The 23,466-nt window shown below is 67.5% G+C and carries 20 protein-coding genes; 7 read left to right on the top strand and 13 right to left on the bottom strand.

Annotated features, from left to right (window positions below):
• Nucleotides 1-105 precede the first annotated feature (105 nt).
• Entirely contained in the window at nt 106-435 is a 330-nt protein-coding gene (locus QX070_RS03935; protein WP_315715302.1) for a hypothetical protein, read from the top strand.
• 3 nt (nt 436-438) lie between these two features.
• Here the strand turns inward: QX070_RS03935 and QX070_RS03930 are convergent, their stop codons facing one another.
• Nucleotides 439-1,845 (bottom strand): PLP-dependent aminotransferase family protein, encoded by a 1,407-nt coding sequence (locus QX070_RS03930; RefSeq protein WP_315735032.1) that lies wholly within the window; start codon nt 1,843-1,845, stop codon nt 439-441.
• 155 nt (nt 1,846-2,000) lie between these two features.
• Here QX070_RS03930 and QX070_RS03925 point away from each other — a divergent pair, with 155 nt between their 5' ends.
• Entirely contained in the window at nt 2,001-2,861 is an 861-nt protein-coding gene (locus QX070_RS03925) for a DMT family transporter (protein WP_315735030.1), read from the top strand.
• A gap of 11 nt (nt 2,862-2,872) precedes the next feature.
• Here QX070_RS03925 and QX070_RS03920 read toward each other — a convergent pair whose 3' ends face one another.
• The 4 genes from QX070_RS03920 to QX070_RS03905 all read right to left on the bottom strand — a co-directional run bounded on the left by QX070_RS03920 (nt 2,873) and on the right by QX070_RS03905 (nt 6,271).
• Nucleotides 2,873-3,586 carry a hypothetical protein gene (locus QX070_RS03920; RefSeq protein ID WP_315735028.1) on the bottom strand — a complete coding sequence of 238 codons (714 nt, stop codon included), beginning with the start codon at nt 3,584-3,586 and terminating at the stop codon, nt 2,873-2,875.
• 149 nt (nt 3,587-3,735) lie between these two features.
• Nucleotides 3,736-4,449, bottom strand: coding sequence for a RadC family protein (radC, locus tag QX070_RS03915; protein WP_315735722.1), 714 nt, complete (start codon nt 4,447-4,449; stop codon nt 3,736-3,738).
• A gap of 70 nt (nt 4,450-4,519) precedes the next feature.
• Entirely contained in the window at nt 4,520-4,687 is a 168-nt protein-coding gene (locus tag QX070_RS03910) for a hypothetical protein (protein ID WP_315735026.1), read from the bottom strand.
• Between the two features lie 33 nt (nt 4,688-4,720).
• On the bottom strand, nt 4,721-6,271 hold the full coding sequence (locus QX070_RS03905) for an alpha/beta fold hydrolase (protein ID WP_315735024.1): 1,551 nt from the start codon (nt 6,269-6,271) through the stop codon (nt 4,721-4,723).
• Nucleotides 6,272-6,417: 146 nt separating this feature from the next.
• Here QX070_RS03905 and mddA point away from each other — a divergent pair, with 146 nt between their 5' ends.
• Both mddA and QX070_RS03895 read left to right on the top strand, forming a co-directional pair.
• Nucleotides 6,418-7,197: a methanethiol S-methyltransferase gene (mddA, locus tag QX070_RS03900; protein ID WP_315735022.1), complete on the top strand. Its 780-nt coding sequence runs from the start codon at nt 6,418-6,420 to the stop codon at nt 7,195-7,197.
• A gap of 185 nt (nt 7,198-7,382) precedes the next feature.
• Entirely contained in the window at nt 7,383-8,573 is a 1,191-nt protein-coding gene (locus tag QX070_RS03895; protein ID WP_315735020.1) for an MFS transporter, read from the top strand.
• Here the strand turns inward: QX070_RS03895 and QX070_RS03890 are convergent, their stop codons facing one another.
• From QX070_RS03890 to QX070_RS03880, 3 genes are all read right to left on the bottom strand, one after another.
• Nucleotides 8,574-9,377 carry an intradiol ring-cleavage dioxygenase gene (locus tag QX070_RS03890; RefSeq protein WP_315735720.1) on the bottom strand — a complete coding sequence of 268 codons (804 nt, stop codon included), beginning with the start codon at nt 9,375-9,377 and terminating at the stop codon, nt 8,574-8,576. It lies immediately after the preceding gene.
• 97 nt (nt 9,378-9,474) lie between these two features.
• The gene (gene map / locus QX070_RS03885; RefSeq protein WP_315735018.1) at nt 9,475-10,299 is read right to left on the bottom strand and encodes a type I methionyl aminopeptidase; all 825 of its coding nucleotides are present in this window, start codon (nt 10,297-10,299) and stop codon (nt 9,475-9,477) included.
• 97 nt (nt 10,300-10,396) lie between these two features.
• Entirely contained in the window at nt 10,397-11,716 is a 1,320-nt protein-coding gene (locus QX070_RS03880; protein ID WP_315735015.1) for a mechanosensitive ion channel family protein, read from the bottom strand.
• A gap of 209 nt (nt 11,717-11,925) precedes the next feature.
• Between QX070_RS03880 and QX070_RS03875 the strand changes: the two genes are divergently transcribed.
• Complete coding sequence (locus QX070_RS03875) at nt 11,926-13,719, top strand: potassium/proton antiporter (protein ID WP_315735013.1); 1,794 nt, start codon at nt 11,926-11,928, stop codon at nt 13,717-13,719.
• 3 nt (nt 13,720-13,722) lie between these two features.
• Here QX070_RS03875 and QX070_RS03870 read toward each other — a convergent pair whose 3' ends face one another.
• Nucleotides 13,723-14,241 carry a hypothetical protein gene (locus QX070_RS03870; protein WP_315735011.1) on the bottom strand — a complete coding sequence of 173 codons (519 nt, stop codon included), beginning with the start codon at nt 14,239-14,241 and terminating at the stop codon, nt 13,723-13,725.
• A gap of 172 nt (nt 14,242-14,413) precedes the next feature.
• A complete protein-coding gene (gene mepA, locus QX070_RS03865) occupies nt 14,414-15,355 on the bottom strand; it encodes a penicillin-insensitive murein endopeptidase (RefSeq protein WP_315735718.1) in 942 nt (313 codons plus the stop codon).
• A 393-nt stretch (nt 15,356-15,748) separates the two neighbouring features.
• Between mepA and QX070_RS03860 the strand changes: the two genes are divergently transcribed.
• A complete protein-coding gene (locus QX070_RS03860; RefSeq protein WP_315735009.1) occupies nt 15,749-17,968 on the top strand; it encodes a putative bifunctional diguanylate cyclase/phosphodiesterase in 2,220 nt (739 codons plus the stop codon).
• Here QX070_RS03860 and ftrA read toward each other — a convergent pair.
• Entirely contained in the window at nt 17,942-18,973 is a 1,032-nt protein-coding gene (ftrA, locus tag QX070_RS03855) for a transcriptional regulator FtrA (protein WP_315735007.1), read from the bottom strand. The genes QX070_RS03860 and ftrA overlap by 27 nt on opposite strands.
• A gap of 97 nt (nt 18,974-19,070) precedes the next feature.
• Between ftrA and QX070_RS03850 the strand changes: the two genes are divergently transcribed.
• Nucleotides 19,071-19,469 carry a rhodanese-like domain-containing protein gene (locus QX070_RS03850; protein WP_315735005.1) on the top strand — a complete coding sequence of 133 codons (399 nt, stop codon included), beginning with the start codon at nt 19,071-19,073 and terminating at the stop codon, nt 19,467-19,469.
• A gap of 18 nt (nt 19,470-19,487) precedes the next feature.
• Here the strand turns inward: QX070_RS03850 and QX070_RS03845 are convergent, their stop codons facing one another.
• On the bottom strand, nt 19,488-21,455 hold the full coding sequence (locus QX070_RS03845; protein WP_315735003.1) for a methyl-accepting chemotaxis protein: 1,968 nt from the start codon (nt 21,453-21,455) through the stop codon (nt 19,488-19,490).
• A gap of 149 nt (nt 21,456-21,604) precedes the next feature.
• Nucleotides 21,605-23,416, bottom strand: coding sequence for a translation elongation factor 4 (lepA, locus tag QX070_RS03840; protein WP_315735001.1), 1,812 nt, complete (start codon nt 23,414-23,416; stop codon nt 21,605-21,607).
• Between the last annotated feature and the right edge of the window lie 50 nt (nt 23,417-23,466).

Below are 23,466 nucleotides of genomic sequence, written 5' to 3'. Positions count from 1 at the left end.
CGTCACGTGGCAACGCCGGGGATTGCCCTGCCTTGAGGTCGCCTTGATCTGCATCAAGAACGGCCACGCCGGGCGGACTAGCGTGCCCGGAACGGAGGCCTGTTCATGATCCGACGTCTGGGGATTCCCTTTGCTACCCGCCTTGGCGCTGCGGCGCTGCTCACGCTCGCCGTCGTCGCGCCGGTGCATCAGGCTGCTGCGCAGGACGTGCTCGGCGGAGCGATCCTCGGCGGCGCCGGCGGAGCGATCCTGGGCGGCGCAATCGGCGGCGGCCGGGGCGCTGCGATCGGCGCCGTGATCGGGGCCGGCACCGGAGCTGCAATTGCGGCCGATGGCGAGCGCCGTCGTGGCGGTTATTATTCCTATCGCAATGGCTGCTATTTGCAGCGCGGCGACGGGTCATGGGTCCGCGCACACCCGCGCTACTGCTACTAGGCCTTATCCGTCGGCCGAATTGGCTGCTTGGCGGCGCGACGAACGCGCGGCCGGTGGCTTGGTCGCGCGCTCCAGCGCGTGGATGACGCGCGGATCCTCGCAATGCGCGACGTTGAAGCGCATCATCGTCGCGGCGGATTGCGCCGCGCTGAAGACGTCGCCGGGCGCGAGCACCACATGTTCCTCGAGCGCGGCCTGGGCCACCTCGATCGCCGTACAGCCGTCCGGCAACCTGCACCACAGATGAAAGCCGCCGCGCGGCATCAGCCAGGGCGCGATGCCGATGCGCTGCAGCCGTGCTGCCACGCGTGGCCGCGCCCGCGCAAGCCGAGCGCGCAGCTCCTCGATGTGCTTGCGGTAGCTGCCGCTGGTCAGCACCTGGGTCAGTGTCTCCGCGGCGAACTGTCCGGGGCCGCCGAAGCCGGTCGCGATCTGCAGGTCGATCAGCGGCTCGATCCAGTCGGCGCGCGCGGCGATGTAGCCGCAGCGCACCGAGGCCGACAGCGTCTTGGAGAAGCTGCCGACCAGGATCACCCGCGTCAGCCCGTCGAGTGCGGCGAGCCGCGGCGACGGCTCGGGTTCGAAATCGCCGTAGATGTCGTCCTCGACGATGATCGTGTCATGCGCCACCGCGGCGTTGAGCAGCCGGTGCGCCGTCTGCAGCGACAGCGTCGCGCCGGTCGGATTGTGCAGGCCGGAATTGGTGATGTAGAGCCGCGGGTGCTCGGCTGCGAGCATCGCCTCGAACCGCGCGACGTCGGGTCCGCCCGGCGTCATCGGCACGCTGACGATCCGCGCCTGATGCGCGCGCAGCAACGCCAGGAAATTGAAGTAGCAGGGATCGTCGACAAGCACGGCGTCGCCGGGGCGCAGCAGCATGCGGCAGATCAGGTCGATCGCCTGCGTGCCGGACGAGGTCAGCACCAGCTGCTCGCTGAACGCGTCGATGCCGAGGCCGGCAAGGCGGCCCTGCAGCAGCCGTCGTAGCGCCGCCGATCCTCGCGCCGCGCCGTAGTCGCTCAGCACTGGGCCGCCGCCGCGCGCCAGCGCGCGGACCGCGCGCCGCAGCGCGTCCTGCGGCATCCACTCGGCCGGCAGCCAGCCGCAGCCGGGCGTCAGCGTTCCCGGCCCGGCGTCGAGCGACTGCCGCGACACCCAGAACGGATCGACCGCGCGCGGCCGGCGCGGCTCGCGATCGGCGAGGGCCAGCGGCGGCAGCGCCGTGTCGGCGACATAGAAGCCGGAGCCGCGCCGGGCCCGGATGACCCCCTCGGCGGCGAGCCGGTCATAGGCCTCGACGACGGTGGCCGGCGAGACGCCCATCGCCGCGGCGAAGGCGCGGATCGACGGCAGGCGCTGGCCGACGTCGAGCGCGCGCGTCGCCAGACGCTGCCGGATCGCATCGACCACGGCGGTGGTCCGCGTGCCGTCTCGGCGGGACTCGAGCGCCCTTGATTCCAAAGTGTATTGCCTCCTGCATCAATACAGAATGTCGAAATTGTATCGGTCTGTGACTGCCGCAACAAGCCCGATCCGGCTATGGGATCTGCGAGGAGGAGCGGTGCATGAAGGGATTGATCGAAGGTTGGGGGAGCGGCATCGTCGGCATGACGATCTTCAGCGGCTCGCTGCCGGCCACGCGGGCGGCGCTGGAGGGCTTTGCGCCGCTGTTCCTGACGGGCGCACGCGCGACGCTCGCGGCCGTGCTGGCTGCGCTTTGTCTTTTGCTGTTGCGGCAGCCGCTGCCCGGCCGGCGTGATCTGGTGTCGCTCGGGATCGTATCGCTCGGTGTGGTCATCGGCTTTCCGCTGCTCACGGCGCTCGCGCTCCAGCACATCACCTCGGCCCATGCGATCGTGTTCGTCGGTCTGCTGCCGCTGTCGACCGCCTTGTTCGGCGTGCTGCGCGGCGGCGAGCGGCCGCGGCCGTTGTTCTGGCTGTTCGCAGCCCTTGGCGCTGCGGCGGTCTCGGGCTTCGCCCTGTCGCAGGACGGCGTCGCGGCGCCGATCGGCGATCTCGCGATGATCGCCGCGATCATCGTCTGCGGCCTGGGCTATGCCGAGGGCGCCATGCTCACGCGCCGGCTCGGCGGCTGGCAGGTGATCTCGTGGGCGCTGCTGTTGTCCGCACCGCTGATGCTGTCGATGGCGGTGCTGACGCTACCCGGCGCGTCACATGACATCACGGCCGCGGCGTGGCTGGGCCTCGCCTATGTCTCCGTCTTCAGCATGTTCATCGGCTTCGCCTTCTGGTACCGCGGGCTCGCGCGCGGCGGCACTGCGACGGTGGGCCAGCTGCAATTGCTGCAGCCCTTCCTCGGCCTCGGTTTCGCGAGCCTGCTGCTGCATGAGCCGGTGTCGGCCACGATGATCGCCGCAGCCGGAATCGTCGTCGTCTGTGTGGCGATGGCGCGTCGCTGGGCGTAAGCCGTCAGCGGCTACTTGCGGTGATAGAGTCCGGTGAAGCTGACGCCGGCACCGCCGCAATCATTGTTGTCCTCGACCAGCAAAAGCGCGCCGATGCGCTGCAGACGCACGCGGCACTCGTCGCCGGCATTCGGCCGATCGAACGGCGTGCTGCCGTCGTCGACGAAGGCGATGAGGCCGCCCTTGGGCTCTGCCGTCGCGCCGAGCGATCCGTTGCGCAACTCGCGACCGGCCGGCAGCACCTGATCGCCTTCGATCCTGAACCGGTTGCCGGCCTCTTTCCTGATCGTCAGTCCCCCTCCCGGATGCTCCCAGCTTCCGGCCCAGTCGGACATTGCCGGCGCGGCCATTGGCGGGACGGTGGTGAGGGTTGCGCGCGGCAGCCAGCCGGTGGTCCAGATCTGGGCCTTCGCACGCGGCGCCTGGTAGCTGACGCAGACGAAATCGCCGTGGGTCCTGCCGACCAGCACGAGGTCGTCGCCGACGAGGTACGCCTTCTTCCGGCAGGCGTCGGTCGCAGCGGGACAGCCTGCGGCCTTGAAATCATCGTCATAGGGGCTCTTGACGAAATTCACGCGCGGCTGGCCGCTCACTTTGGCGACGACGAGCGGCCGCGCATCGTCCCAGCCGATGCCATTGCAATTGGCGGGATCGTTGGCGTCGTAGGCAGCCGCCGCCGTGACGGTCAGGACGCCAAGGATCAGTCCGATGAAGGCCGCGCGCATCCGTCATTCCTCTCCACGCTTCGCCAGCATTAGCCGACGTGGGAAGACGGCCGGTTCAACGCGGCCCGACGTTTCGTCTATCCCGCGGCGATCTTTTGGCGGCTCCGACCGCGGCACGCTGCATGCGTCGTCTCGTCGGCGTCGCGCCTTCACATCACCCCGATGCTCTTCAGGCTGGTGTGGCCGTTCTTGCCGACGATGATGTGATCGTGAACCGTGATGCCGAGCGGCTTGGCGATCTCCACGATCGTCTTGGTCATCCGGATGTCGGCCTGCGACGGCGTCGGATCGCCCGAAGGGTGATTGTGCACCAGGATGATCGCAGTGGCCGACAATTCGAGCGCGCGCTTGATCACCTCGCGCGGATAGACCGGCGTGTGATCGACGGTGCCGGTCTGCTGCACCTCGTCGGCGATCAGCTGGTTGCGCTTGTCGAGAAACAACAGCCTGAACTGCTCCTTGTCGGCGAACGCCATGCTGGTGCGGCAATAGGTGATGACGTCCTGCCATGACGCCAGCGCGTGCTTCTGCCGCACCTCGCCCTTGGCGATGCGGTGCGCGGCGGCGGCGATCAGCTTGAGCTGGGTGATCGAGGCGTCGCCGACGCCGTCGATCTCGCGCAGCCGCGGCTCCGGCGCGTGGATCACCTCGGCGAACGATCCGAACGTCTTCAGCAGCGCCTTCGCCAGCGGCTTGACGTCGCGCCGCGGCAGCGCGGCGAACAGCACCATCTCCAGCAGCTCGTAGTCGTTGAGCGCGTCGGGGCCGGCGCTGTGGAAGCGCTCGCGCAGCCGCTGCCGGTGGCCGTGATAGTGCGGCGTGTCCGGCGGCGTATCGTTGGGAGGAGGGGCTTTCTCGGGCATCGGCGTCAGCATGCCGTGATGCCGCATTTTTGCAACCTCGAAGTGCTCGCGCGCCGCAGGGCGCGCCTTGCTAGGCCGCGCGCCCGGTCAGCACGAGGATGAGGCCGATGATGAGCGAGAACGCTGTGGGGTAGAAGGTGAGCGCAACGCCGAAGGCGCGGCCCGCCGCGCCCCTGGCATAGCCGAGCCAGAACAGCAGCCGCCCGAGGCCGAACAGGATCACGAGCGTGAGCAGCACCGGACGACGTCCATCTCGTCCGGGCGATCCTGCTTATGGCTGCAGACTGCCGATAAAGGCTTCGATGCTGGCGAGGACGGGCCTCTGATCGCCGGCGAACATCCAATGGTCGGCGCCGTCGAGCTCGACGAAGCGCGCGTGACGGATATGGCTGGCGAGATGTCGCCCGGCCCCGACGAGTACGGCGCGGTCACGGCGTCGGTGCAGCACCAGGGTCGGTGCAGAGACCCGGGCGAGCAGGTGGCGGACGTCCATATCCCTGAAGGCTTCGAGCAGGCCCTTGATGGCGCCGGGGCTGGATGCCGCGCGAAGCAGTCCGGCCCACCAGGCCCGCGCCTGGGGATCGCCGGCCAGGCTCGGTGCGAACGTCTCGATGCCCGCCGGTCCGCCCCATTCGGCCACGAGCTGTCGCAGCCAGATGCCGTACTGGCCGGCCTGCAGCGCATGCGGATAGTCTGATGTCGCGCTGCCCTTGGCCAGCGAGGCGAACAGGATCAGCCCGGCGACACGCTCGGGATGGTCGGCCGCGAAGGTGATGCAGGCCGGTCCGCCCTCGGAGGCGCCGAGCAGCACCGTGCGCCGGCTGCCGGCGGCGTCGAGCACGGTCGCGATGTCGCGCGCCGTCGCCTCCACGCTGGGGCTGAAACCGACCCGGTCGGAGAGCCCGATGCCGCGGCGATCGAACAGGATCAGACGGCCGATTCTGGCGAGCGCGGACAGCAAGGCCCGACAGCGCGGCTCCTCCCAGATCCGCTCGACATGCGAGACGAAGCCGGGCAGTAGCAGGATGTCCAGAGGACCGGTGCCGTAGGTCTGATAGGCCAGATGAACGCCGTCGCCCAGGACATAGCGCGTCGGCGGCGCGCTCTCGCGTTGCGCCGCGACGCCCTGCGTCAGCAGCGCCAGCGTATCCGGTTCGGGGGAGACGCCGAGCTCGTCGCGCAGGCGCTGTGTCAGGGCGTCGAGATGACGCTCGGCGGCGGCGCGGTCGCCGGCCAGCAGCAGGCTGCGGATCAGGGCGCGGCCATAGACCTCGCTGAGCGGATCGAACGCGACGAGGCGCCGGGCGTGGGCCGCCGCCGCGGCATGGTCACCGGCCGCGCTGCGATCCTGCACCACGCGCTCCAGCGCCTGGACCGCCCGGCCGCGCAAGGCTTCGCGCCGGAAGAAGGCCCATTCCTCGAACTGCGGACAATCGCCGGGCGTGAAGCCGTCGAGGAAGTCACCTGCATAGAGGCGGCAGGCCAGCTCGAATTCGCCGCGGTCGCAGGCCGTTTCGAACAGCCCGGATTCGACCTCCAGCTCGACCGCGGCCGCCCACCGAATCGTCGCGCGATCGATGGTGAGGCAGCCGTCGCCGAGCGTGAGCTGGAGCCGGTGCAGCAGGCGGCGCAGTCGCGCCCGCGCCACCTCCTCGGAACTCTCGGGCCAGAGCATCGTCGCCAGAACGTCCCGCGCGACGGGGCCCTTGGCCTCCGCCAGATAGACCAGCAGAGCGAGGCCCTTGCGCAGCGACAGCGGGCATGGCTGGCCGTCGCGATGCAGCTCGGGAAAGCCGAATGTCCGGACGCGGAACTGAACCATTGTCGTGCGACCTGCATGGCTGCGTCCGGGGGACGCTCGGGGGACGGTCGATTGGTAAGGCTCAGGCTCGCGCGGGACGTGAACGATCCCAGGATGGGGCGTCTCGATCACGGCCATGCCGTCCTCGATGCAACAAGGAAACATTCATGTCCGGACGTCTCCTCATCATGCTCTACGCCATCACGAGCTATGCCGTCTTTCTTGGGTCGTTCGTCTGGGCGGTCGGTTTCGTCGGCAATTACAACTATCTCACGGCCAAGTCGATCGACGTGGGCGTGTCCGGCACCGTGACCGAGGCCGTCGTCGTCGACGTGCTGCTGCTGGCGCTGTTTGCGGCCCAGCACAGCGTGATGGCGCGTCCGGCTTTCAAACGGTGGTTCACGCGCATCATTCCGGCGGCGGCCGAGCGTAGCACCTATGTGCTGCTGTCCAGCGTGATCCTGCTGCTGCTGTTCTGGCAATGGCGTCCGATCCCGATCCCGGTCTGGCGCGTCGAGGGCGTCGCCGCGGCCGTGCTGACCGGCGTCCACTGGCTCGGCTGGCTCATCGCGCTCAGCTCGACCTACATGATCGATCATTTCGATCTGTTCGGCCTGCGGCAGGCCGTCCTTGCCCTCCGCGGCACCGATGCGACGGCGCAGCCGTTCAAGACCCCGCTGCTGTATCGCCTGGTGCGCCACCCGCTGATGCTGGGCTTCCTGCTCGCGTTCTGGGCCACGCCGGAGATGTCGGTCGGTCATTTGCTGTTCGCGGTCCTCAGCACGGCCTACATCCTGATCGGGCTGCAGCTCGAGGAGCGGGATCTGGTTGCGGAGTTCGGCGAGAGCTATCGGCGCTACCGCCAGCGGGTGCCGATGCTGCTGCCGCGGCTGATCGGCGGCCGGCGCACCGAAGAGACCGAAACGTCAGCGCGTGGCATGCGCTAGCGGCCTCGATTGCCTGCTCCCTCTGCTCCGGCTTGGGCGATGCAGCGCCCACGTAGACGTGAATTGGTGCGGGGGACCTCAGCACCTATGTCGGGCTTGAATGCTGCGATGCAAAATCACAGCTCGACAGCCTCTGTTCTCATAAGGCCCTATGGCCTGCCGTTTCCGCCCGAGAGAGATCCGCGTTGACCACCATCACGTCCGATTCCGGCGACTCGCTGTCGGCCTGGATCACGCTGTTATTGGCCTTTTCCTGCGGGCTGATCGTCGCCAACATCTATTACGCGCAGCCGTTGATCGGGCCGATCAGCGCCGACCTCGGGCTGCGGCCGCAGCTCGCGGGACTGCTGGTGACGATGAGCCAGATCGGCTACGGCGCAGGTCTCTTGTTCGTGGTGCCGCTCGGCGATCTCATCGAGAACCGCAAGCTCGTCATCACGACCATCATCGTCGGCGCCGCAGCACTCGGCTGTGCGGCCCTGGCGACGAGCCCATCGACATTCCTGCTCTCGGCGCTGCTGATCGGCTTCGGCTCGGTCGCGGTGCAGATCCTGATCCCCTATGCCGGCCATATGGCGCCGGAGGCGATCCGCGGCCGCGCCGTCGGCAATGTCACCACCGGTCTGATGCTCGGCATCATGCTGGCACGGCCGCTCGCGAGCTTCGTTGCGGCCCATGCCTCCTGGCACGTCATCTATATGGCCTCGGCGCTCGCCATGCTGATCCTTGCCGTCGTGCTGCGCCTGGCCCTGCCGCCGCGTGAGCCGCAGGCGCGGCTGAGCTATGGCCAGCTGCTCGGCTCGATGGTGGACCTCTATCGCGACACGCCGGCGCTGCGCCGCCGCGCGCTCTACCAGGCCGCGCTGTTCGGCGGCTTCAGCGTGTTCTGGACCACGTCACCGCTGCTGCTGGCCGGGTCCGATTTCCGGATGTCGCAGACCGGCATCGCCCTGTTCGCGCTGGCCGGCGTCGCCGGAGCGATCATGGCACCGGTCGCCGGCCGCATCGCCGACCGCGGCTGGACGAGGCCCGCGACGGTTGCGTCGATGGTGCTGTGCGCTGCCGGGTTCGCGCTGACACTGTTGGTCCCGCTCGGAACGAATTGGTCGTTGATCTCGCTGGTGATCGCCGCCATCGCGATCGATTGCGGCGCGCAGCTCAGCCTCATTCTCGGCTATCGCGTGCTGTTCGTGCTCGGCGCCGGCCAGCGCAGCCGACTCAACGGGCTCTACATGACCACCTTCTTCGTCGCGGGCGCTGCAGGGTCGGGCCTCGGCGCGTGGGCCTATGCGCATGGCGGCTGGACGGCCGCCGCCGCATTCGGCATGGCGCTGCCGCTCGCCGCGCTGGCCTATCAGTTCACCGAGCCGGATTGATCAGAACGGGCTGCGCCTCAGCCCGGGCACCAGCGCCGCCAGCCGGTCCTTGATCCACGGCGCCGGCGGCAGCTTGCCGGTGGGCATCTCGACCGCGGCGGCCGGGTTGCGGTCCACCGCGAGCGTCAGGGTCGCGAGATAATGGTCGCGCTCCTCCTTCACCGCGCAATGCGCGCGGTGATCGGGATCGGCCTCGGTCGCGACGCGGTCGTTGGCGTTGATGACGAGCCGCTGCTTAGGCCGTCCGGTGTAGTCGGGCACGTTGGTGTAGATGAACTCGTTCAGCGCCTCGGGAAAGAAGGTCTGTCCCGTCAACACCGTGGCCTCGTCGACAAACACCCTGAAGTGGATGTGGGTGGCGCGGCCGGCATACCAGCCGGGATAGATCGTCCTGAAGCCGGCCCAGCCGGCGGCATCGGCCATCTGGGTGCCGCGCAGGAACGTCTTGCCGCTCTGGTCGAGCTTGTGATTGTCGCTCTGGCCGGGATAGCCCGAATAGATGCCGCGGGCGTCGCAGTGCCAGACGTCGACCCGTGCGCCCGGGATCGGTGCGCAGGAGCCGGCCTCGATGACGCGAAGGCGCAGCCTGAGCGGGACGCCCGGCCGGTCCTCGGCGATCTCGGCGCGCACCAGCTTGGGATCGAGATAATAGGGGCCCGACTCCGACTGCGGCGTCAGGATGCAGGCATCGTCGGCATTCGCCGATGCAGGAACTGTCTCCGACGCGGCGCGCGCCGGCGGCGTCAGCAGCGCTGCGCCCGCGGAGAGAAGGCCGAGAACGCCACGGCGTGTTGCGATGGTCAGAGCTGCCTCCCGCAATCGCATGCGATGGAGGCGGCAGTCGATCAGCCGGACATGGCAACAATCGGACGCCCTGCGACCATTCGTCCAGGGAGCCCGCTCACACCTGCGTCAGCGGCTTCTCGCCATGGCGCTCGGACAGCGTGAAGATCTCGACGCCATCGGCGGTGACGCCGACCGAATGCTCGAACTGCGCCGACAGCGAGCGGTCCCGCGTCACCGCGGTCCAGCCATCGGACAGGATCTTCACATGCGGCTTGCCGAGATTGATCATCGGCTCGATGGTGAAGAACATGCCGGGCTTGAGCAGCACGCCCTCGCCGGGCCGGCCGACATGGATGATGTTCGGCTCGTCGTGGAACAGCCGGCCGAGGCCATGGCCGCAGAAGTCGCGCACCACGCTCATGCCCTGCGGCTCGACGAAGCTCTGGATCGCGTGGCCGATGTCGCCGGTGGTGGCGCCGGGCTTCACCGCGGCGATGCCGCGCATCATCGATTCGTAGGTGACCTCGATCAGCCGCTCGGCCTTGCGCGCGATCGGGCCGATCCCATACATGCGGCTCGAATCGCCGTACCAGCCGTCGACGATGAAGGTGACGTCGACGTTGATGATGTCGCCTTCCTTCAGCGGCCGGTCGTTCGGCATGCCGTGGCAGACCACGTGGTTGATCGACGTGCAGGTCGAGTAGCGATAGCCGCGATACATCAGCGTCGCCGGATAGGCGCCGTGGCTGAAGGCGAAGTCGCGGACGAAATCGTCGATCCGCGAGGTCGGCACGCCCGGCTTGACGATGTCGGTGAGCGCATCGAGGCACCTCGACACCAGCGCGCCGGCCTTGCGCATGCCGGCAAAGCCGCTCGGGCCGTGCAGCTTGATCTGGCCGTTCTTGCGCGCAGTGGTGTCGGTCGCTTCGATATAGTTCATGGGCCTGTTTCGTTCTCAGGGGTGTCGCGGGGTGATCGCCTAATTTAATGATCGTGCCGGCCGGTGCAAGCCGGGTGTGCACGGCCGGATCTGCCGCCTAGCCGGTCGGCACCTCCAGCGTGGTCTCCACCGGCAGCGCACCGCCGCGAACGCGAAGCTCTCGCACCGGATACGGCACCCTGATGCCCTCGCGCTTGAAGGCCTCCCACAGGGCCAGCATCACCTCGCTCTTGACGCTGTCCATGTAGCTGGGGTCGGCGATCCATGTGGTCAGCGAGAACTTCATGCCGGCCTCGGTGAACTCGGTCAGCAGGCAGTTCGGCGCCTTCGATTTCAAGGTGCGCGGCGTCTCGGCCGCGATCTCGGTGGCGAGCTTGCAGACGACCCTGGGATCGGCGTCGTAGTTGGTGCCGAAATTGACCTTCACCAGCGTGTTCTTGTCGGTGTAGGTCCAGTTGGTCACCTTCTGGGTGACAAGGTCCTCGTTCGGGATCAGGAACTCGCGGCCGTCGCCGGCGGCGACCGAGATGTAGCGCGTGTTCATCGCGCTGATGCGCCCCGAGCTGTCGCCGATGGTGACGAGATCGCCCGGCTTCACCGATTTGTCGGCCAGCAGGATGATGCCGGCGACGAAATTGGCGACGATGCGCTGCAGGCCGAGGCCGATACCGACACCGGCGGCGCCCGAGAAGATCGCGAGCGCCGACAGGTTGATGCCGACCGCGCTGATCGCAATCGCGACGCCGAGGATCATCAGGCCCATGCGGACCATCTTGATCAAGAGCACCTGGATGGACGGTGTCAGGTCGGTCGAGCGGGTGATGCGGCTCTCGACGAAATTGCTGGCGATGTTGGTCAGCCACAGCACCGCGAGCAGCAGCACGCCGAGCTTGATCACCAGCAGCGGCGTCAGCCTGAGGCCGCCGAGCACGACCGAGATGGAATCGAGCGCGTCGACCACGTTGTCGAGCTGGCCGATGATGCTGAGCGCGGCGACCAGCCAGGCCGAGATCGACACGATCTGCACGATGAAGGTGCTGCGGATCACCGAGGTGATCAGCCGGATCACGAGCCAAGCCAGCGCCAGCTTGAGCGCGACGGCGAGCAGGTAGCTGCGGCTCGGCCAGGTCCACAGCAACATGCCGGTGCGGGCGATCCGCATCAGGATCACGAACACGACCGTGGCGACGCTCTCCAGCAGCACCCGTAGCAGCTGCCGCAGCGGGCCCGGCCAGCCCATCGCCAGCGAAGTCATGTCGATGCGCGCGCGCACGGCGGCGCGTGCCGCAAAGGCAATGCCGGCGCCGCTCAGCACCAGCCCGAGTTGAAGATAGAACCACGGCGAGGTGACCTCGGCGCCGATCGAGCGGCCAACGGTCTGCAGGAATTCGAGAACGTCTTTCAGGTCGAGGTCCATCAGCGGGGTCTCGGAGGGGAACAGTGGCGCGGGTTGGCGGGGTCAGCGGGATTTAGTTCGTTTTCGTCACGGGCGATTGCCGCGAAATATACCCCGAACACGGCCGAGGATGGAAAAATGGGCATATCGCCGCGATAGGAGCAAATCCGGTTGGCGTGCAAGTGTGGCGACGATAAGGATGTAAAACTCGGATTCATCAGCGTTTTTTCATGACATCCCTTGACGCCGTCAGCATTGCCATCCTCCTCGGTGCGGTCCTCGTCATGGCCGGCATCCTGTCGAGCCTGCTGGCGCTGCGCTTCGGCGCACCGCTGCTGCTGGTGTTCCTGGTCATCGGCATGCTGGCGGGCGATTCCGGCCCTGGTCATATCGAATTTCAGGACGTCCGTACCACCTATCTGGTCGGCTCCGTCGCGCTGGCGCTGATCCTGTTCGACGGCGGCCTGCGCACGCGCTTCCAGAGCATCCGCACCGTGCTGGCGCCCTCGATGGTGCTCGCCACCGTGGGCGTGCTGATGACCGCGTTCATCACCGCGCCGGTGGCGAAATATGCCCTCGACCTCGGCTGGACCGAGGCGATGCTGGTCGGCGCCGTCATCGCCTCGACCGATGCGGCGGCCGTGTTCCTGCTGGTGCACGCCCAGGGCCTGCGGCTGCGGCCGCGCGTCGGCGCCACGCTGGAGGCGGAGTCCGGCAGCAACGATCCGTTCGCGGTGTTCCTCACGCTGATGCTGGTCGAGCTGATCTCGGTCGGTCAGGGCTCGTTCGGACATTTCGCGTTCGAGCTGGTCCGCGAAGCGGTGCTCGGCACGCTGTTCGGCATCGTCGGCGGGCGCCTCGTCGTCATCGGCCTCAACCGGGTGGCGCTGCCGCAGGGTCTGCACGCGCCGTTCGTGACCACGGCCGCGCTGGTCATCTTCGGCATGGCGCAGATCGCCCACGGCTCCGGCTTCCTCGCGGTCTATCTTGCCGGCCTCATCGTCGGCAACCGGCCGACCCGCGCGCACAACTCTGTCGTCACCTTCCTCGATGCCGCGACCTGGCTCGCCCAGATCGTGATGTTCGTGCTGCTCGGGCTCCTGGTGTCGCCGCAGCGGCTGCTCGACAGCCTGCTGCCGGCGATCGCTGTTGCGCTGATGCTGATGCTGGTGGCGCGACCTGTCGCGGTGTTTCTCTGCCTCTATCCGTTCCGCTTCAACTGGCGGGAGAAAGCGTTCATCGCCTGGACCGGCCTGCGCGGCGCGGTCGCGATCTTCCTCGCCTCGATCCCGCTGCTGGTCGGGCTGTCCAAGGCCTATCTCTATTTCGACGTCGCGTTCGTGGTCGTGATCATCTCGCTGCTCGCGCAGGGCTGGACGCTCGGCGTGGCCGCGCGCAAGCTGCACGTGGCGCTGCCGCGCACCGATCGGGGCCCGCGCCGCATCGAGCTCGATCTGCCCGGCCAGCTCGAGCAGCAGCTGGTCGGCTATTCGATTCGCTCCAAGAGCCTGTACTTCCGCCGCGGCCTGATCCCGTCCTGGTCGAAGCCGACGCTGGTGATCCGCAACGAGCAGATTCTGTCGCCGCCCGAGGCCGAGCCGATCGCGCCGGGCGACTATCTCTATCTGCTGGCACCGCCGGAAAAGGCCGAGTCGCTCGACCGCTTCTTCGTCGACATGCCGCCGTCGGCGGCGCCCGACCCGCATCTGCTCGGCGACTTCATGGTCTCGGCCGAGCATACGCTCGACGAGGTCGCCGGCATCTATGGCGTCAAGCTCGACGAGGGCGAGGACAAGCTGACGCTCGCCGACTATTTCGACATCCATCTCGACAACGCGCCGAAGGAAGGCGCGACCCTGGCGCTCGACACCATCGTGCTGGTCGCCCGCTCGATCTCCGGCGGCCGCGTCAACGTGGTCGGCCTGCGCCTGCCGGAGGACGAGGAGGATGTGCCGGTGCTGACGCGCAAGGAGCGGATGAAGCGCAGGCTGGCCAGTGTCTGGTCGTCGGTCGCGGGCGTCTGAGCTTCAATCCGCCGCCGGCAGCACGGCGATCGAGATCGTATTCTCCGGCGCGCCGCTGACCTGCAGCACGAGGGGCTGCGATCTCAGTTCGTACTTCATGGTCTTGCGGATGCCGTCGCAATCGGTGGCGCCGCTGAAGCCGGCCGGCTTGAGGATCTTGCCGTCCTGCACGACGTCGATCCAGGCCGCGGCCGACAGGCTGATCGTGTAGACGCCGGCCTTTGGCGCCGCGGTGATCCGCGCGAGGCCGGCGAAAGTGCCGTCCTTGGGCGCGCGTTCCGGCGGCATCGCCAGCTTGGCCTCAGCCGTCGGACGCAGCTCCAGCACGATGCCGGTCGCAGGAATGGCGGCGATCTCGGCGCCAGACGCAAGCTTCTGGCGGTCAGCCGCGGTCAGCGCGGCACGCTCGCGCGCGATGTCCCATTTGAACTTGTCGCAGCCGCTCGGTTCGGCGGCGAGCGCGACCGTGCTGGCGGCCAGCGTGAGGAGGAGGGCAGTCGCGGCGGGACGGATCAGGATCATGACGGACTCGCTACCGTTACGCCGCGTAGCGGCCCGCGGCATTTCGATACCGCGATAACAGGAGCTGGAGGGACCGTCATCCCCTTCGATCGTCGCGCTCACGGCGCGAGTGCCGTCATCCGAGAGCGATCCAGCCGCTCCTGCGACTCCTTCGTCGCGTCGTTCGGTCGCATCAATTCTTGGCGTCCGGCGCATGCAGCACCGCCCGGCAGCCAGGCGGCAGTTGCGCCATCGTGATCGGTTGCGGCGGCTTGGGCGGCTCTTTCGGCGGCGGCGGATGCAGCACCGCGTCCGAGAACCAATAGTCGAGGTCGCCGCAGCCGTCGCCGCCCTCCTGGTCGGTCTGGCCATGACAGTCCGGGTTGCCCGGCGGGCACACCATGCGGATGTGGAAATGATAGTCGTGGCCCCACCACGGCCGCACTTTGGTGAGCCAGCTGCGGTCCCCCCTAGCGTCACGGCACAGCGCCTTCTTGATCGCGGCGTTGACGAAGATGCGTTGCACCGACCGCTCCTGCGCGGCGGTGCGGATCACGGCGAGGTGACCCTTCGTGAACACGCGCGGATCGACGTCGAGGCGATCGGGCCGCACCATCATGACCGCCGACATCTCCTCGCGCTCGTTGCGCGACAGCCGATGGTCGGGCATGGGCGTCAGCCAGATGTCGGCGTCGAGCCCGATCTGATGGCTGGCATGGCCGCTCAGCGCCGGCCCGCCGCGCGGCTGGCTGATGTCGCCGACCAGGATGCCGGGCCAGCCGGCATCCTTGTGCGCGCGGGTCGCCAGCCGTTTCAGCAGCGCGATCAGGTTGGGATGACCGAAATTGCGGTTGCGCGACAGCCGCATCACCTGCCAGCCCTCGCCATTGATCGGCATTCGCTCGGCGCCGGCGATGCAGCCGCGATTATAGGTTCCAATCACCTTGGTCGGTTGCGCCGACGGCAGGATCCTGCGGGCGAACAGCTCCTTGGCCGGTGTATCCGGATCGTCCGGATGCGCCAAGGGCGGCAGAGCCTTCGGCTCGACGCTGCCCTTGTCCTGGGCATGGGCCGGAGCCGTCGCGGCAATGACGGCCGAACTGATGATGGCGACCAGAATCAGGCGGACATGCATGAAGCGAGTGTAGCGGCTGCCGACCGGTCGAGATGCCCAATTCTGCGTCAACGTCAGGCATTCGAGCCACTTTAACCTGACTTTAACCCTGCTGCCGGATTGGCGGAACCGGCTGAACACGGCTCAATTGCGTGAGTTCGTTCGGTAAATGAACACAATGTGCTGGGCCATTGCACGGTATGCGGGTCTTTTTTGGTCTGCGGCAACCGACATCACTTATCGCTGGTTGTACCGCAGCCCTTGGTTGATCCTCCGCGCAAGTCTCAGCTCTCCAAATACGCGAGTGCATCTGCCAATTCCCGTAACCAGTGGCTGTCGTGCTCCGCATCAAGATACCATTTTTTCAGAAACGTGGCCGAAAACTGCTCGTCGAGAAGGAGAGTGAGGCACGCAATGCGGCCCGTTCGGCCACCCACGGCAAAAAAGCGCAATCGCGTGCCAAGCGCCCGCGATGCAATTCACCCGGTCAAGCCGAGCCCGAAATTGCGGCGGCACAACCTGCGTAACCTCGGCCCCGTCGATGAGAGCGCGGGCAAGTGCGCCGAAGTGGCGATGGCGGAGGCGAAGAAGGCGCATGATCGTCTCATCGAAGCGATCGACATTCTTCCCGAGGGGATCGTGTTCCTCGACGCCGACGGCCGCTACATTCTCTGGAACAAGAAATACGCCGAAATCTACAACCGCAGCTCGGACCTGTTCGAAGCCGGCGCGCGGCTGCAGGACACCATCCGGGTCGGCGTGGCGCGGGGCGACTATCCGGAAGCCGCCGGGCGCGAGGAGGAATGGATCGCCGAGCGGCTGGAGAGGCTGTTCCAGCCGAGCGGCCGCCACGAGCAGAAATTGTCCGACGGCCGCACCATCCTGATCGAGGAGCGCCTGACCGGCGATGGCGGGATCGTCGGCCTGCGCGTCGACATCACCGAATTGAAGCAGCGCGAGGAATCGTTCCGCCTGCTGTTCGACGGCAATCCGGTGCCGATGATCGTCTGCGCGACGGATGATGGGCGCGTGCTCGGCGTCAACGAAGCGGCGGCCCAGCATTACGGCTACAGCCGCGCCGCCTTCGAGCGGCTCGGCATCCGCAACCTGCAGGCCTATGAGAGCGAGCCGCCCTGGGCCGGCGAACAGTCCGGCGAGGAGCAGGCGGCGCGCACCTGGAAGCATGTCCGCGCCGATGGCGCCCTGATCGATCTCGCGATCTATTCACGCCATCTCGTCCACAACAGCCAGCCCGCCGTGCTGCTGGCGCTGATGGACATCACCGAACGCAAGCGCGCCGAGGCGCGGCTCGCCTTCCTGGCCCAGCACGATGCACTGACCGGCCTGCCGAGCCGCAACCTGCTGCGCCAGAAGATCGATGACAAGCTCGCCCAGATGCGGCGCGGCTCCGAGAAAATCGCCGTGCTGGTGCTCGGCCTCGACAATTTCAAGTCGATCAACGACACGCTGGGCCACGCCGTCGGCGACCGGCTGCTGCGCGGGGTCGGCAAGCGGCTGCGCTCGATCCTGCGCCAGGAGGACATCGTCGCCCGTCTCAACTCCGACGAGTTCGCGGTGGTGCAAGGCGGGCAGGCACGGCCGGAGGATGCGGCCCAGCTCTGCCGCCGGCTGTTGCAGGCGATCGCCGATCCTTATCTCATCGACGGCAGCTCGGTGACGATCGGCGCCACGATCGGCATCGCCATGGCGCCGAACGACGGCGACGATGCCGAGAAGCTGCTCAAGAACGCCGACATGGCGCTGTCGCGTGCCAAGAACGAGACGCGCGGCACCTTCAGCTATTTCGAACCCGGCATGGATGCCCGCGCGCAGAGCCGGCGCAAGATCGAATCCGAGCTGCGCGAGGCCATCCAGCGCGACGTGCTGCAGCCGCATTATCAGCCGCTGATCGACCTCTCGACCGGACGCATCACCGGGTTCGAGGCGCTGGTGCGCTGGCCGCATCCCGAGCGCGGCATGATCCCGCCGTCGGAGTTCATCCCGGTCGCCGAGGACACCGGCCTGATCTCGGCGCTTGGCCGCGCGATGCTGCGCCAGGCCTGCAGCGACGCTGCAAAATGGCCGGACGACGTCCGCGTCGCCGTGAACATGTCGCCGCTGCAGTTTCGCGTCGGCAACGTGCTGTCGCTGGTGATGGACGTGCTGAAGCAGTCGGGCCTGCCACCGAGCCGGCTCGAGCTCGAGATCACTGAGACCCTGGTGCTTGAAAAGAGCGGCCAGGTGCTGGCGACCCTGCATGCGCTACGCGCGCTCGGCGTCCGCATCTCGATGGATGATTTCGGCACCGGCTATTCCAGCTTGAGTTATCTGCGCAGCTTTCCGTTCGACAAGATCAAGGTCGACCAATCCTTCATCCGCGATCTCGCCGCCAATCGCGAGGCGCAGGCGATCGTCCGCTCGATCGTCAGCCTCGGCAAGGGGCTCGGCGTCATCATCACGGCCGAGGGCGTCGAGACCGAGGCCGAGCTGCGCTGCCTGCGCGCCGAGGGCTGCCATGAAGGGCAGGGTTATCTGTTCAGCCGGCCCCGGCCCAATGTCGACATCGTCCGGCTGTTGCAGGCGCAGCGAGATGCCATGGACGGTGCCTCATCTGGCAACGCGCTGGTGGCTTGAGCGAGCGACGCTGGCTGATGTCGGGCGCGCCTCGAAGCGCCGGCGATACGCCGCGGGCGATGTTCCGACGATGCGACGGAAAGCGACGCGAAACGTTTCGAGCGACCGGTAGCCGCACTGCGCCGAGATGTCCGCCAGGGAGAGCGTCGCAGTCTCCAGCAGCTCCCGCGCCCGCGCCATGCGCTCCTGCTGCAGCCAGGCTGCAGGGCTCGCGCCAGTGCTGTCCTTGAACGACCGCAGCAAGGTCCGCTCGCTCATCCCGGCGCGTTTTGCCATCGCGCTGATCGCAATCGGCTGCGCCAGTCGCGCACGCGCCCAGTCCATGACCTCGCCGATCGTCCGTCCCGGGCGCGCCTGGACCGGTGCGACGACGTACTGCGCCTGCCCGCCGTCCCGGTGCGGCGGCATCACCAACCGCCGCGCAACGGTGTTCGCAACCTTGCTGCCGAAATCACGCCGGACCAGATGCAGGCAGGCGTCGATGCCCGCCGCGCTGCCGGCCGAGGTGATGACGTTGCCCTCGTCGACATAGAGCGTGTCCTCCTCGACCTGAATGCGGGGGTAGAGCCGCTTCAGGTCGGGGATGTGCCGCCAATGCGTCGTGGCGCGTTTGCCGTCCAGCAGGCCTGCGGCTGCGAGCACGAACACGCCGGAGCAGATCGACAGGCATCGCGCGCCGCGCGCAGCCGCCTGCGAGATGGCGCGCAGCAGGCGCTCGGGCGGCCGCTCGGTGCGATCGCGCCACCCCGGCACGATGATCGTGCGGGCGTCCTTCAGGCGCGCGAGCGGCGCGCCGGCCTCAACGACGATGCCGCCGATCGCGCGTGACCGCCGTCCCTCGGCCGAGACCACCTTGAACCGATACCAGGAGAAATCGAACTCCGGCCGCGGCAGTCCGAACACTTCGACCGCGATGCCGAACTCGAACGTGCACAGCCCGTCATAGGCAATGACGGCGACGAGGCCGGGATCCTGACGATGGCTGCTGGCTGCGGCTGGCGGCATTGGCGGAAACTTACCGGACTTTGTCGGATCCGTCACTTGGGGCGCCGGGCATCTCGGGCGAGATTCGGGTCTGTTTACATCACCGCATGGAGACCCAATGACCACGCATGTCACCGAAGTACCCGCCGCTCCCTCAGCGCTGGCGCTCCAGCATTTCGAGGCGATGCTCGGATTCGAGACCGATTGCTGGGACGTTCACGAGAGCCTCCGCGCGGCCGCTCCGGACTTCATCCTGGTCGACGTCCGCGGCCCGGCCTCGTTCGCGAAGGGCCACATCGCGGGCGCCATCAACATTCCGCACCGGACCATGACCGCGGAGCGGATGGCAGAGTATCCGAAGACCGAGCTTTTCGTCGTCTACTGCGCCGGTCCGCATTGCAACGGCGCCAACCGGGCGGCCATCCGCCTCGCGCAGCTCGGGCTGCCGGTCAAGATGATGATCGGCGGCATTGCCGGCTGGCTCGACGAGGGCTTTGCGCTCACGCCGGGCGGCTGAGCGCAAGCGGCCCGCCAGCTACGCGGCCTTGCGCAGGCCGGCGAGGAAGGTGTCGACGCTCTTGAACAGGTCGTTCGCACGCTTGCCGAGGTCGCGCGTGGCGACCATGACGTGGTCGGCGAGCTGGCGTGACTGCTCGGCTGCGTCGCTGGCGCCGACGACGTTCTGCGACACCTCGTTGGTGCCTGACGCCGCCTGCTGGACGCTGCGCGCGATCTCGCGCGTCGCCGAATCTTGCTGCTCGACGGCGGCGGCGATGGTCGCGGCAATGCCGCTGATCTCCTGGATCGTTGTGCTGATGCCGCCGATGGCGGTCACGCAGTCGGACGTCGCGGCCTGGATCGAGCTGACCTGGCCGGCGATCTCCTCCGTCGCCTTGGCGGTCTGTCCGGCCAGCTCCTTGACCTCGGCGGCCACGACCGCGAAGCCGCGGCCCGCCTCGCCGGCACGCGCCGCCTCGATGGTCGCGTTGAGCGCCAGCAGGTTGGTCTGGCTCGCGATCGCGTCGATCAGGCGCAACACGTCGCCGATCCTCTCGGCGGCTGCGGCGAGGCTGCCGACCATCTCGGTGGTCTGGCGCGCCTTGACGACCGCGGCATCGGCGACCTTGCTGGAATGCGCGACCTGGCGGCCGATCTCGGTCACCGAGGAGGCGAGTTCTTCGGAGGCCGCGGCGACGGTCGACACGCCGCTCGAGGCTTCCTCGGACGCGGCAGCGGCGGCCGCTGCGCGCTGCGAGGTGCCGTTGACGCTGACGGTGATCTCGTGGACGACGCGCTCCATGTCCGCCGTGGCCTTGGCAACCGAGGACACCACGCCCTTGACGTCGGCCTCGAACCGGTCGGCCATCTGCCGCTGCAGCGCCTGCTTCTCCTGCTCGGCGCGGTGTTGCGTCGCCTCCTGCGCCTCGCGCAGGCTGGCCGTCTCGATCATGTTGCGGCGGAACACGTCGACCGCCTGAGCCATCGTGCCGAGCTCGTCCTTGCGCTGGCCGCCGGGGATCGCGACCTCGGTGTCGCCGCTCGACAGCCGGTGCATGACGGCGGTGATCGCGACCAGCGGGCGCGAGATGCCGCGGGCGACGAACAGCGCGACGATGACGGCGAGCAGCAGGATCACGACCGTGCCGATGATCAGCTGCTGCTGCGCGCTGCTGGCTGCGGCCTCATAGGCCGTGGTGTCCTTGATCAGCTCGAGCACGGCGATCGGGTCGCCGGCGTAGTTCCTGATCTGGCCGGCATAGACCGCGGCGGGCTTGCCGGCCAGGGTGGCGTCGCGCAGCAGCGCCGTGCCCTTGAACACCGCGAGCACCTCGTCCGGGGTGGCGACGACATCGTCGCCGAACGTCGAGGACAGCCGCTTCGGCTGCCCGTTGTCGATCCAGTAGACCGCGAGATCGATGCCGAAGCGCTGCTTGGCGCGCTCGACGAATTCCTTGCCGAAGGCGGCGCCGACGTCGACGGTCGCGATCACCTTGCCGTCGCGCACGATCGGCGTCATGCCGAAGATGCCGAGCGACAGCCGGCTCTGCTCGACGCCGGCGATCAGGCGGCCGGTCTGGTTGGCCTGCACCACGGTGATGCGGCGCTTGGAGGTGTCGTCGCCGAACACCTTGGGCTCATGCACGCGATAGAAATTGGTGGCCGGCGGCGCCCATACGTTCACCAGCGGAATGCCTTGCGCCTTCAGCGACGTCATGGCGCCGCCGAGCAGGGCGCCCAGCGCGTCGCGGTCGCCCTTGAGGTAGGCATCGGCGATCGGCGGCAGCGCCGCCAGGGTGGAGCTGACCGCCAGCGCGGCGCGGCCTTCATAGTCGATGCCGGCCGACACGCTGTCGAACTGCAGCTTGAGTTGCTGCTCCAGCGCCAGCCGGGTCAGGGCGCGCTGCTGGATGACGGAGAAGGTGCCGAGCACGGCACAGGCGATGGCGACGGTGAGCGAGAGCGCGACGATGAGGCGGGCGGAGATGGACCGGAGGCGGGACATTCGGGGCATTCCTTGCTTTGCAGCAAGGGTCCCAGAATACCATTAAGGAACGAATACCGTAGTTGCACGGGAGCGCTGGTTCCGCTTTGGAATCCGGATTTTCTTCAGCCTATCGTGCTGATGAAACCGGAGAGGGGCAGAACCGCGCCTCAGCTATCCACCTTGAGCGCGGCGATGAAGGCTTCCTGCGGGATGTCGACCTTGCCGAACTGCCGCATCTTCTTCTTGCCTTCCTTCTGCTTCTCCAGAAGTTTTCTTTTACGCGTGATGTCGCCGCCATAGCACTTGGCGGTGACGTCCTTGCGCAGCGCGCGCACGGTCTCGCGCGCGATCACCTTGCCGCCGATCGCCGCCTGGATCGGGATCTGGAACATGTGCGGCGGGATCAGGTCCTTCATCTTCTCGACCATGGCGCGTCCCCGCCCTTCGGCGCGGGTCCGGTGCACCAGCATCGACAGCGCATCGACCGGCTCGTTGTTGACGAGGATCTGCATCTTGACGAGGTCGGCCGGCTTGTAGTCGGTCAGGTGATAGTCGAACGAGGCGTAGCCCTTGGAGACCGATTTCAGCCGGTCGTAGAAGTCGAACACCACCTCGTTGAGCGGCAGGTCGTATTTGACCATGGCGCGGCTGCCCACGTAAGTGAGCTCCTTCTGATTGCCGCGGCGGTCCTGGCAGAGCTTGAGCACGCTGCCGAGATATTCGTCAGGCGTCAGGATGGTGGCCTCGATCCACGGCTCCTGGATCTCGGCGATCTTGACCACGTCGGGCATGTCGACGGGGTTGTGGATCTCGATCTCCTCGCCGTCGGTCAGCTTCATCTTGTAGATGACGCTTGGCGCGGTCGCGATCAGGTTGAGATCGAACTCGCGGGAGAGGCGCTCCTGGATGATCTCGAGGTGCAACAGGCCGAGGAAGCCGCAGCGGAAGCCGAAGCCGAGCGCGGCCGACGTTTCCATCTCGAAGGAGAAGCTGGCGTCGTTGAGGCGGAGCTTGCCCATCGCGGCGCGCAGGGTCTCGAAATCATCGGCATCGACCGGGAACAGTCCGCAGAACACCACGGGGATTGCCGGCTTGAAGCCCGGCAACATCTCCGTCACCGGCTTGCGGTCGTCGGTGATGGTGTCGCCGACGCGGGTGTCCGCCACTTCCTTGATCGCGGCGGTGATGAAGCCGACCTCGCCAGGGCCGAGTTCGTCGACCTGGGTCATCTTCGGCGTGAAGAAGCCGACGCGCTCGACGTCATAGGCCGCACCCGTGCCCATCATGCGGATGCGCTGGCCCTTCTTCATCACGCCGTCGACGATGCGCACCAGCACGACGACGCCGAGATAGACGTCGTACCAGCTGTCGACCAGCAGCGCCTTCAGGGTGGCGTCGCGATCGCCCTTCGGCGGCGGCAGGCGGGTGACGATCGCCTCCAGCACGTCGGGAATGCCGAGGCCGGTCTTGGCCGAGATCATCACGGCATCGGAGGCATCGATGCCGATGACGTCCTCGATCTGCTGCTTGATCTTCTCGGGCTCCGCCGCCGGCAGGTCGATCTTGTTGAGGACCGGGACAATCTCGTGGTTGTTGTCGAGCGCCTGGTAGACGTTCGCGAGCGTCTGCGCCTCGACGCCCTGGCTGGCGTCGACCACCAGCAGCGAGCCCTCGCACGCCGCCAGCGACCGGGAGACTTCGTAGGCGAAGTCGACGTGGCCGGGCGTGTCCATCAGGTTGAAGATGTAGTCCTTGCCGTCCTTGGCGCGATAGCGCAGGCGCACGGTCTGCGCCTTGATGGTGATGCCGCGCTCGCGCTCGATGTCCATCGAATCGAGCACCTGCTCCTTGCCCGCCATCTCGCGGTCCGACAGCCCGCCCGTCATCTGGATCAGGCGGTCGGCGAGCGTGGACTTTCCATGGTCGATATGGGCGACGATGGAGAAGTTGCGGATGTTGGGAATGGGGGCGGTCGTCATGGGTCGCGCAGATAGCACCCCAAGCCCCCAACCAGCAACCATATTGCTGA

Source organism: Bradyrhizobium sp. SZCCHNR1093 (assembly GCF_032381175.1).
Classification (GTDB): domain Bacteria; phylum Pseudomonadota; class Alphaproteobacteria; order Rhizobiales; family Xanthobacteraceae; genus Bradyrhizobium.
The sequence above is the reverse complement of the archived record's forward strand: the minus strand, read 5'-3'. Positions and strand labels throughout refer to the sequence as shown.